This is a genomic window from Shouchella oshimensis, assembly GCF_004375095.1.
GTDB lineage: Bacteria > Bacillota > Bacilli > Bacillales > Bacillaceae_D > Shouchella > Shouchella oshimensis.
Genome location: NZ_SNUX01000002.1, coordinates 955,797 through 966,463, shown reverse-complemented (window position 1 = coordinate 966,463; position 10,667 = coordinate 955,797). Strand labels below are relative to the sequence as shown.

The window sequence follows — 10,667 nt, the reverse complement described above, 5'->3', positions numbered from 1 at the left end:
TATAATAACAAGATTCAACATATATCGTCAATACTATTTCACAAAAAAATATTAAAAGTTTTTTTGAAATTGTTCCACATCAATAAACGAGTACTTTTACCAACCTCTTATTCTTATTAAATAACAGCAGCTAACGAACGTGTTGCACCATTTCCTATCGCTCTCTTTACTTGCCATCTTTTCTTTTTAGCGAGCCTCTAAAACTCTACATGATAGGGTTAGAGTAATAAGTAACTTTTTGAAGTCATTCATCTTAGTCTCGAAATAAAGTCTCAAAGATAACTTAGTCCTAAGGATGTAGGATACACAATTTGTTCCTCGTATAGACGCCTACACACCTTTTTGAAGGCAAAAAACGGCCTGCCTTAAAGGCAAGCCGTTTCTATTTACTCGTTCTATTAATGTGGTAAGAAAAATAGGAAAAGAACAAAGGCTACAAATAACAAGTACATTAACGGATGCAATTCTTTCCCTCGGCCCTTTACAACCATTGTTAATGGGTAAAGAACGAATCCAAGTGCAATACCAGTTGCAATACTGTATGTTAACGGCATCGTTACAACAGTAAAGAACACTGGAACGGCAATTTCCATTTTAGTCCAATCAATATGACGCAATGACGTAGCCATCATCACACCAACTACGATTAATGCAGGTGCCGTCACTTCTCCTGTTATAACGGATAAAAGTGGCGAGAAGAATAATGCAACTAAGAAAAACAACCCCGTAAAAATAGCGGTAAGTCCTGTCCGACCACCAACAGCAACACCTGATGTCGATTCAACATAAGCAGTCGTTGTAGATGTTCCGAAGATTGCTCCAACTGTTGTCGCACTAGCATCTGCAAATAACGCTCTTCCAGCTCGCGGTAAACGGTTATCTTTTACAAAACCTGCCTGTGTCGCAACTGCAAACAATGTTCCTGCTGTATCAAAGAATACAATGAATAAGAATGTTAAAACGACAATCAGCATCTGTAGCGTAAAGATTTCATCTGTCCAGCTTACAGGTTGAAATGCAGCTCCGAATGTAGTTAAGCTTGGTGGCATGGAAATAATTCCACCATCCAAACTGTTCATTCCAGTAATAATACCTACTAATGCCGTTAAAGCAAGACCGTAAAAAACAGCGCCTTTAATATTCATAACAACAAGAATAATCGTCACGACAATCCCGAAGATCGCAAGCAATGTTCCGGGTGTTTGAAGATTTCCCATTGTGACAAGTGTTGCTTCATCTCCAACAACAATTCCAGCGTTCTTTAAACCAATAAACGCAATAAATAATCCAATACCCGCTCCAGCAGCATACTTAAGTTCCTCTGGAATGGCATTGATAATTTTTTCTCTAAGTTTGAAAATCGTAATAAAAATAAAGATAACACCAGAAGCAAATACAGCAAATAATGCCGCTTGCCAAGACATACCATAATTGATAACGACTGTGTATGCGAAGAAAGCGTTTAAGCCCATTCCCGGTGCTAGTGCAATTGGATAATTAGCTAGTAAGCCCATGATGATCGATCCGACCATTGCTGCTAATGCAGTAGCTACAAAGACAGCACCTTGATCCATTCCAGCTGCACCTAATATATCTGGATTTACGAACAAAATATAAGCCATTGCAAGAAATGTTGTTAACCCTGCTATTGCTTCTTGTCGTATTGATGTTTTGTTTGCACTTAATTGAAAGAATCGATCCATTCTTTTCTTTTCCCCCTAAAATAAAATAACCCTAGGATGTTCTACCTAGAGTTGACGTGACAAGGTTGTTTTATGCAAACAATGCCTCTCACATCGTAGTCAAGCTATTTACGGTAGCTCGGTAGAAACGTGCAGACCTTATCTCTGCGTATATACGACTGAAATGCTTATATGATTTAGTACGAAATTTAGTGTAGCAAGAGGCTTCAAAGTTGTCAATAAAAAATACGAACATTATTTAGTTATTAAGCAATAACATTCGTTATTAACCTATTGATTTCCATTTTTCAGGTTTTCTTGTATACTTGCCGTACCATAAACGTGTGGAGGAACATCATGTACGTCTGCAAAGCAACATGTAAAACGACTCTCTATATTCATGTTGGCAAACAAGATATGAATATAGAAGAAACAAAACAGTTATTTGAAACTCGCTATAAAAAAGCCATTACCAATACGGTGAAAATTCTTCGCTTTGAAAACTACAAATATTGGCGAAACCAATACGATGAAGTAGCTGCGACTGCGACTATTGAAATACTAGTGCCGGATTTAAAAACAACCCGCTATATAGAGGATTATGAATCAATGGCCTGTCGAACTGTCAGAAGAATACTTCCGACTAAAGGTTCGGGGATTCAAATTATTTCTAGTGAATGGTTATGGCCAAGCCGTAAAAAAGGGTATAGTAATTAAATAGTAGATAAAAAAAGGGGGTACTTACGTTGATTCACAATATTACAATCGAATTAGCGATAGAAAATTTAGAAGATCGTGGCGTGACCATTGAGGACATTATGGACCTTGTCTATGATCTTCAAACACCTTATGTTCCGAACTTAACGAAGGAAATGTGTCGTAACCATGTGATGAAGGTGCTTGCGAAGCGCGAAGTACAGAATGCTTTATTAACAGGAATTGAGTTGGATCGTTTAGCAGAACAAAAAAAGCTGTCCTCTCCTATACAAGAAATCATTGAATCTGATGAAGGACTTTATGGAATTGATGAAATTATTGCTCTTTCCATCGTGAATGTGTATGGTTCGATCGGCTTAACAAACTTTGGTTATGTAGACAAGATTAAGCCCGGTATACTGGCAAAATTAAACGATCATAATCAAGAAAAGTGCCATACTTTCCTTGACGATATTGTTGGAGCTATTGCAGCAGCTGCGTCAAGCCGTCTTGCCCATTCCGAAGAAGGCGCTGGTGTGCGTGATTAATGACAATAAAAAGCAGTGAAAATGTTCTCACTGCTTTTTTTTGCGCCTGTTTCTTGTTTTGCGAGACATCTAACCAGTCGAATTCTTACTTTCATACATAGTCTAACAGTAGTACTCGCTATAAGGAGGTATATAAAATGGATCATCGATGCTCGAAATGCGGCAACAGGCAAAATGTCCACATATCTGAAACCGATCCTATTATCCACTCTCCGAAAAGAAGAATTGTGGAAGAAGTTGAAGTCGTTATCGTGCCTGAAGTACATCCAATCGAAACCATCGTCAAACGCAAAAAAATTTATCGCCATGTTCATCACTATCCAGAAAAAGTCATTGTCGAAGAAGAACAACGTACAGAGAATGTTTCGTGCAGTCAGAACCACCAAACTCGTCCTCCAAGACGAGGCTGGGACTGGTTTCTTTAATATACGAAAAAAAGCCCTATAAAGAAGATTCTCTACAGGGCTTTTCTATTTACGCTTTAATAGACTTTGTCGCCATTAAAAATAGAGTTTTTCACTACCACATAATCAACATTTCGAATGGATTCAAGCTTAGTGCCTCCAGCGTAGGAAATGGAGGATTGAAGATCTTGTTGCATTTCATCTAATGTGTCCTTTAAAGAGCCTTTATGCTCTACGAACATTTTTTTGCCCTCAACGTTTTTCTTCTCGCCTTTTTGAAATTCAGATGCAGAGCCAAAATATTCTTTAACACGTTTCCCGTCTATCTCCGTTGTTTCACCTGGAGATTCCTCATGACCTGCAAATAACGAACCGATCATAACCATGGAAGCGCCAAATCGAACGGATTTTGCAATATCCCCATTTGTTCGAATACCGCCATCAGCAATAATTGGCTTGCTTGCAGCTTTGGCACACCAGCGTAATGCTGCTAATTGCCAGCCACCTGTACCGAACCCTGTTTTAATTTTTGTAATACATACTTTTCCTGGTCCAATACCTACTTTTGTTGCATCTGCGCCTGCGTTCTCTAACTCACGTACTGCTTCAGGCGTACCAACATTCCCAGCGATGACAAAACTAGTAGGTAAGTACTTTTTTATATGTTGAATCATTTGAATAACGGCATTTGAATGACCGTGGGCAATATCAATTGTAATGTATTCAGGAACAACTTGATCAGCTGCTAGTTGCTCAACGAATCCATACTCTTCCTCTTTCACTCCTACACTAATCGATGCGTATAGTCCTCGTTCTTGCATCTCTTTTACAAAGTTATACCGTTTCTCTGGCTGAAAACGGTGCATAACATAAAAATAATCGTTTTCTGCTAAATACAGTGCAATGTTCTCATCTATTATGGTTTGCATGTTTGCCGGAACAACAGGTAACTTAAATGTCCGACCACCTAATTCTACACTTGTGTCACATTCTGATCGACTATTCACCACACATTTAGCGGGAATTAATTGAATATCTTCGTAATCAAATACATTTTCCATCTATGACACCCCTAAAAACGAATATTAAACTCAAAAGACGATTTAAACGTTCGCCCATTTGGTAATATACATGATTTTCTACTGGAAGTCAAAGCTTTCGTACAATTTACGAAAGCGTTTACGATTAGGCTGACAATATAATGGTGAAAAAGCGCAATTTTATCCATATCTTTTCCCGTTAGAATGAGTAACATTAACGGTAGGAGCGTGATAACATGGAAACCATTGAACGACATTCTCTTACGAAAGCTTTTCAAGCATTTGCTAACGAAGAACCTTCAAGTATCTACTTTTCTCCTGGTCGCGTGAACCTAATTGGCGAACATACCGATTATAACAATGGCTATGTATTTCCAGCCGCCCTTACCATGGGAACTTATTTAGCGATTCGCTTTAGACCTGATCAATTGATTCAAATGAAAAGCGAAAATTTCCCAGAGTCCTTTACTCATTTGACAAGTTCTTTGTCTTATTCAAGTGACCATAGCTGGAGTAACTATCCCAAAGGGGTTATGCGCGCATTTCAAGAGCTTGGTTATACTTTACCGGGAATGAATTTACTCTATTATGGAACACTTCCTAACGGAGCTGGGCTCTCTTCTTCCGCCTCCATTGAAATGGTTACAGCGTTTTTCTTAAACGACGTACTCGATGCCGGTCTAAGCCGTTCTGAACTTGCTCAACTGTGCCAAAAGGTTGAAAATGACTACATCGGTGTAAATAGTGGCATTATGGATCAATACGCTGTAGGTCTTGGAAAAGAGGCACATGCGCTATTTATACATACAGGCACCCTTGAACACGAGCTTGTTCCACTTGCGTTAGGTGCTTACTCTATTGTTATTACCAACACGAACAAAAAACGTGGACTTGCTGATTCAAAGTACAATGAACGCCGTTCAGAATGTGAACAAGGGTTACACATCCTGCAAAAAGAAGGCTACCCTTTGGACTCATTAAGTGATTTAACTACAGCGGCATGGGCGCAAGCTAAAACAGTAGTAACAAATAACACTTTAAAAAAACGCGTGAATCATGTTGTGACCGAAAATTCACGAGTAAAACAGGCTGTAACTTTTTTAAAAGCACATGACTTAAAAAGCCTCGGGGCATGTATGAATGAGTCTCATCGATCACTTGCTGATGACTATGAAGTAACAGGCTACGAACTCGATTTGCTTTATATGATTCAAAAAGACCAGAAAGGTTGTATCGGCACACGAATGACTGGTGCAGGATTTGGAGGTTGCACAGTCAGCTTAGTCCATCATGATTATATTGATGCCTTTAAAGAAAATGTTTCTTTCCTGTACGAACAGAAAACATCCATTAAACCCGATTTTTATGTCAGTCTAGCTGGTGACGGCGTAAAAAAATTGGATTAGGAGTGATGGCTTATGATTCACGATTTAATTGAAAAGTTACTTTTGTATGGATTAGATCGAAAACTTTTCTTACCAGAAGATAAACTATACATCCATAACCGTCTCCTTCATTTTCTAGGGTTACATGCACCTGAACAAACACATGTCAAATCCGAAGATCAGCTTGAAAACATTCTGACGCCTCTTTTAGATTGGGCGTATAATAAAGGGTTATTTGCACCAAATACAACGACACAACGTGATTTATTTGACACTGCTTTAATGGATCTTATGTTAGCGAGACCGAGTACTGTCTCGCACACGTTTTTTTCACACTATCAACAATACGATCCGTCTTATGCAACCAAAGCCTTTTATCAGTTCAACAAAGATGCTCATTATATAAGAGTTGACCGTATTGCTTTAAATGAAAGTTGGGATGTGCAAACGCCATTTGGTTCCTTAGAAATGACAATCAATTTGTCTAAACCAGAAAAAGATCCTATTGCCCTTGCAGAAGCTCGAAAACAGAAAACAGAAAAGGTCTACCCTTCTGGCCCGCTTGCGAAAGAGAACATTGGATTTGCAGGCTCCCTTACTCACCCTGCTCGACAAACCTTGCGCTATGTTCCTTTATCATTAGCAGGTGAACAATGGTATTTTCAGTTTTCTCCATATGTTTATTACAACGAGCATGCTATTGTTTTTTCCGGTAAACAAAAACCAATGGAAATTAGCGAAAGAACATTTATCCGTTTATTTGATTTTATTGATCAGTTTCCTCATTACTTTATTGGATCAAATGCGGATTTACCTATCGTCGGCGGATCCATTCTTGAGCATGATCATTATCAAGGCGGAGTGTATGATTTTCCAATGGCACAGGCTCCCCTGAAACAAAACCTATTGCCTTTTGGAAACGAATCTATACAAGCAGGTATTGTCGACTGGCCCATGTCTGTTATACGCTTAACCAGTCATAATCGCCAAGCACTTATTGCTACCTCTAGTCATATTCTTAGAGAATGGCGCTCGTACTCAGATCCTCATGTTGAACTAGTTGCTTATTCAGGAGATGAACCACATAATACGATTACACCTGTGTTACGAATGAAAGAAGGCAACTATGAGCTTGATTTAGTTTTGCGAAATAATCGAACAACCCGAGATCACCCGCTCGGTCTTTTTCATCCACATCAAGAAACACATGCTATAAAAAAAGAGAATATCGGCTTAATTGAGGTAATGGGTTTAGCCATTTTGCCAGGACGATTAAAACAGGAATTAGAGGAGATTTCTACTTGTCTTCTAAGTGAGCACGCTGAGCAACAATTAAGCGAATCCCCTTCAACAGAAAAACATACTCGCTGGGCGTTAACATTAAAGAATCGATTAGGTGAAGATTTGAAGGAAGAAAACTTAATGGAAGAATTAAAAAAAGAAGTTGGTACGATTTTTTCCACCGTCCTCGAACACGCGGGGATTTTTAAACATTCTTCTGAAGGTGAAAAGGGGTTTTTACGATTCTGGGCGCATTGTCAAGAATCTTGGTCAAAATAAAAAAACGAGGCTGGGACAAAAGTAGATAGACAGATCAAAATGACGAACATTCCTGAAAATAGGAACGTTCGTCGTTTGTTTTATATGAAAATGAGCGGAAGGAGAATCCGAAGACTCCTAGGGATCAGCACGTGTCTGAAGACTCTGGAGTGGCGGTTTTCCACGGAGGAGGCTGAGGCCGTGTCCCCGGAAAGCGAAGGATTCTCCTGTAGCGGTGCTACTCAGCATAGTTTAGACTATTCGTCTTTTCAAATCCTACTTTTCGTTATGTCCCAGCCTCTTTTCAAACTTAAACATCGTTTACTTCAATTAAGCGAACATTGTTCATTAATATGTCAATACGGCGTAATTGCGCACGAGCAGAAGGTGACTTAGCTTGTACAAACAAAATTTCTTTGTAGCCATGATTTACATATGATTGAATCAATGCCTTTAACCCATCTAGCATAGACTGCTTTGAAACCATCATATCGCTTCCATCTAGTATAAGGGTATAATCTGAACAATCTATAGATGCAGCGTGCATAATGTAATCCTTCTTATACGCATCCGCTTCTTCTTCTGTAATAAACCCGCTCACGACAATTGTAAATTGTTTTTTTCTTTCATCAATACTCATTGAATACATAATTATTCCACTCCTTATTAAAATCTGTATAACAACGCAGAAAGTGTGTAGCCTGCACCGAAGGAAAACCATACAATTGTTTTTCCTTCAGTAAATTTGCCTGAACGCAACCCTTCTTCAAATGCAAAGCCTGGAGATGCATTTCCTGCATAACCATAGGATCTACTAACAAATAACCACTTGTCCATTGTAGATTCCATTAATTCACACGTTCGTTTCACAAGCCCTTCGTGGAATTGTGAACAAATAAAGTAGTCAACATCTGATTCTGCTAAGCCATTGCGTTCTATTAAACCGGGAAGCACTTCCATATATTTATCTGGAATCCATCCTGCCGGCCCAACATCCCATCGTAACGTTCTCTCACGTAATGAGGTTTCTTCTTTAAAAACTTTCGAATAGCCAGCAGAAGGAAAGCTCATCAGCTCCCAGCCGTCTGAACCAATTAACGTATCGGAATCGAGGATACCTTTTCCCTTTTGGTCAATTTTTTCTAGTAGTAACGCGCTAGAGCCATCTGTTAAAAACCCATACGTCGCAGGATCTTCTTTGTGAGAGATATGAGTCGAATTAAACACACTTACAAGCACACACCGCTTAAGATCTTTTCTTGTTTTCATATATGCGCTTACCATATCAAATGAAGAAAGTAATCCTGTACAGTTCTGGTTTAAGTCCATTACAAATTTAACGGCACCATCATTTCCAGCTCCTAATGCATTCACAATTGTAATGGCATTTGAAGGAACCGTATACTCTGGCGCATCTGACACAAAGAAAAAACCTTGTACATCTTCTAAAGTAAGTCCTTCCTTTTCAAGCAATGCTTCACATGCTTTCGTCGCCATCGTAACCGATGTCTCTTCCCGGTAGTCCTGTATATATGGATGATTTTCACGACCACCCACATCGAAAAGACCGTCAATTTGGGCTCCAACAGATGCAAAATGAGTACGCATTTCTTCGCGATTCTTAACGGTTTCAGGTAAATATTTAGCGACATTTCTAACGATTACACTACTCAAGCAAAGCTCTCCTCTCTTCAAAAACCTACACTATACATATCGACAGGTTTCGAGAATCATTAATAGCTCTCGATGTAAATTCTTCAAGAAAAAGGCTCATGAAAACATATTAGGTGAAACGTTACTCAGATAACCTTTCTATCTTCAAATCTTTACTCGTTTCCACTTTATCGCCACCCATAAAAAATGTTGTAATAAGTGCTAAGCTAATCGGTATTAGTGCGAGAGTAAAGATAAAGGTAATGGAATCAGACATTGTCGCTGTAATCGTCGCTAGTGCATCTTCTGGAATTTGCGCACGACCTTCTGGGGTAAAGAGTTCTTGAGGATCAAGCGCAACCCCGTCTGCCTCTACATCGGTTATGGATTCTCTCATGCGATTGGAAAACGTCACTGTTTGAATCGTGCCAAAGATAGCAATTCCAACCGTCATCCCAAATGAACGAAGAAACGAGTTAGTAGAATTCGCTGAGCCACGATAGCGCTTCGGCAGATTATTAATCGAAGCTGCTGGCAGTAACGAAAATGAGAACCCAACACCTATTCCTGCTAGAAACATATAAACACCTAACATGACTCTAGATATTTCAGGAGTCATTGTTGCGAGCAAACTCATACCTGTTAAAAAACAAACCGCTGAAAAGATCATCATGGTTCGAAACGGAATACGCGTTTGCAAAAGCCCTCCTGTCATACTTCCAACAACTGAGCCAATCATCATCGGCATTAACGTTGTACCAGCACTTGATGCCGATCCTCCAAAGACTGCCTGCACGAAGATGGGAATAAAAATAGCTAACACAACAAATGTACTACCGTAAATAAAAGCAATAATTTGCGATGTAGCAAATAATCTTCTTTTAAACATCCAAAACGAAATGATTGGCTCATCTGCCCGTCTTTCTGCGAAAATAAATACAATAAAAGCAGCAAAAGCGAAGCCAAATAAACTAATAAGTGATGGTGAAGTCCAACTATAGGCTTCTCCGCCAAGTTCCAATGCAAACATTAAACAAACAACAGCTATGACTAACGTTGAAGCACCAAGCCAGTCAATCTTTTGCTTTTGTGGTTCAAGAGTTTCCTTATAATGTCGAGCAATTAAATAGAGTGCCACAGCACCAATCGGTACGTTAATATAAAAAATCCAATGCCAGCTTAATGTTTCCGTTATAAAGGCTCCCATTAGAGGACCGAATACACTTGATACACCGAATACAGCTCCAATTAATCCGGTCATTTTGCCTCTTTTTTCAGGAGGAAAAATATCAAAAATAATGGTGAATGCAATAGGCATTAACGCACCGCCACCTATTCCTTGGATCACCCGATACCCAATTAACTGACTCATAGAATTGGCTAATCCGCACAGTATGGAACCCAATACAAAAACAATTAAACCAAATAAAAAGAACCGCTTTCGTCCATACATGTCAGATAACTTCCCATAAATTGGCATACCTGCCATCATGGCTACCATATAAGCAGCTGTTACCCATACAAACTGATCGTAATTCCCTAAATCACCTACTATTGTGCCCATTGCTGTGGCGACAATTGTATTGTCTATTGCCGCCATAAAGATCCCGAGTAAAAGTCCTGCTGTTACCAGTGATGGTGTTCTCATATGTATACTCCTTACTTAATCACACTACAATCTTTTCACTCTATTAGTTTACACTAAGACAAGCTGCACATC

General features: G+C 39.1%; 10 protein-coding genes and 1 riboswitch. Of the genes, 5 read left to right on the top strand and 5 right to left on the bottom strand.

All coding sequences use genetic code 11. The features are described from left to right. Positions 1–398: 398 nt before the first annotated feature. Positions 399–1,703 (bottom strand): NCS2 family permease, encoded by a 1,305-nt coding sequence (locus tag E2L03_RS10780; RefSeq protein ID WP_038477787.1) that lies wholly within the window; start codon positions 1,701–1,703, stop codon positions 399–401. 76 nt (positions 1,704–1,779) lie between these two features. Then, positions 1,780–1,881: riboswitch (purine riboswitch) on the bottom strand. A 158-nt stretch (positions 1,882–2,039) separates the two neighbouring features. Here E2L03_RS10780 and E2L03_RS10775 point away from each other — a divergent pair. The 3 genes from E2L03_RS10775 to E2L03_RS10765 all read left to right on the top strand — a co-directional run bounded on the left by E2L03_RS10775 (position 2,040) and on the right by E2L03_RS10765 (position 3,351). Beyond that, a complete protein-coding gene (locus tag E2L03_RS10775; protein WP_134259162.1) occupies positions 2,040–2,399 on the top strand; it encodes a hypothetical protein in 360 nt (119 codons plus the stop codon). Between the two features lie 29 nt (positions 2,400–2,428). Next, positions 2,429–2,926 carry a phosphatidylglycerophosphatase A family protein gene (locus E2L03_RS10770; RefSeq protein WP_206698863.1) on the top strand — a complete coding sequence of 166 codons (498 nt, stop codon included), beginning with the start codon at positions 2,429–2,431 and terminating at the stop codon, positions 2,924–2,926. Positions 2,927–3,063: 137 nt separating this feature from the next. Continuing rightward, on the top strand, positions 3,064–3,351 hold the full coding sequence (locus E2L03_RS10765) for a CotD family spore coat protein (RefSeq protein WP_055735716.1): 288 nt from the start codon (positions 3,064–3,066) through the stop codon (positions 3,349–3,351). 56 nt (positions 3,352–3,407) lie between these two features. Here the strand turns inward: E2L03_RS10765 and guaC are convergent, their stop codons facing one another. Next, complete coding sequence (guaC, locus tag E2L03_RS10760) at positions 3,408–4,391, bottom strand: GMP reductase (protein ID WP_055735715.1); 984 nt, start codon at positions 4,389–4,391, stop codon at positions 3,408–3,410. 215 nt (positions 4,392–4,606) lie between these two features. On the opposite strand from guaC, the gene E2L03_RS10755 reads away from it, so the two are divergent. Continuing rightward, a complete protein-coding gene (locus tag E2L03_RS10755; RefSeq protein WP_134259161.1) occupies positions 4,607–5,776 on the top strand; it encodes a galactokinase in 1,170 nt (389 codons plus the stop codon). Between the two features lie 12 nt (positions 5,777–5,788). Further along, positions 5,789–7,315 (top strand): UDP-glucose--hexose-1-phosphate uridylyltransferase, encoded by a 1,527-nt coding sequence (locus E2L03_RS10750; protein WP_038477776.1) that lies wholly within the window; start codon positions 5,789–5,791, stop codon positions 7,313–7,315. A 289-nt stretch (positions 7,316–7,604) separates the two neighbouring features. Here the strand turns inward: E2L03_RS10750 and E2L03_RS10745 are convergent, their stop codons facing one another. From E2L03_RS10745 to E2L03_RS10735, 3 genes are all read right to left on the bottom strand, one after another. Further along, complete coding sequence (locus E2L03_RS10745) at positions 7,605–7,943, bottom strand: hypothetical protein (RefSeq protein ID WP_038477773.1); 339 nt, start codon at positions 7,941–7,943, stop codon at positions 7,605–7,607. Positions 7,944–7,960: 17 nt separating this feature from the next. Continuing rightward, positions 7,961–8,968, bottom strand: coding sequence for a 3-oxoacyl-ACP synthase III family protein (locus E2L03_RS10740; protein ID WP_134259160.1), 1,008 nt, complete (start codon positions 8,966–8,968; stop codon positions 7,961–7,963). A 121-nt stretch (positions 8,969–9,089) separates the two neighbouring features. Continuing rightward, positions 9,090–10,595 (bottom strand): MFS transporter, encoded by a 1,506-nt coding sequence (locus E2L03_RS10735; RefSeq protein WP_124741572.1) that lies wholly within the window; start codon positions 10,593–10,595, stop codon positions 9,090–9,092. Positions 10,596–10,667: the final 72 nt, after the last annotated feature.

What these genes read in the sequence shown, in the direction of transcription:
- E2L03_RS10780 (WP_038477787.1), bottom strand. Translation starts at nt 1,703, where the DNA reads ATGGATCGATTCTTTCAATTAAGTGCAAACAAAACATCAATACGACAA.
- E2L03_RS10765 (WP_055735716.1), top strand. Translation starts at nt 3,064, where the DNA reads ATGGATCATCGATGCTCGAAATGCGGCAACAGGCAAAATGTCCACATA.
- guaC (WP_055735715.1), bottom strand. Translation starts at nt 4,391, where the DNA reads ATGGAAAATGTATTTGATTACGAAGATATTCAATTAATTCCCGCTAAA.
- E2L03_RS10775 (WP_134259162.1), top strand. Translation starts at nt 2,040, where the DNA reads ATGTACGTCTGCAAAGCAACATGTAAAACGACTCTCTATATTCATGTT.
- E2L03_RS10750 (WP_038477776.1), top strand. Translation starts at nt 5,789, where the DNA reads ATGATTCACGATTTAATTGAAAAGTTACTTTTGTATGGATTAGATCGA.
- E2L03_RS10745 (WP_038477773.1), bottom strand. Translation starts at nt 7,943, where the DNA reads ATGTATTCAATGAGTATTGATGAAAGAAAAAAACAATTTACAATTGTC.
- E2L03_RS10735 (WP_124741572.1), bottom strand. Translation starts at nt 10,595, where the DNA reads ATGAGAACACCATCACTGGTAACAGCAGGACTTTTACTCGGGATCTTT.
- E2L03_RS10755 (WP_134259161.1), top strand. Translation starts at nt 4,607, where the DNA reads ATGGAAACCATTGAACGACATTCTCTTACGAAAGCTTTTCAAGCATTT.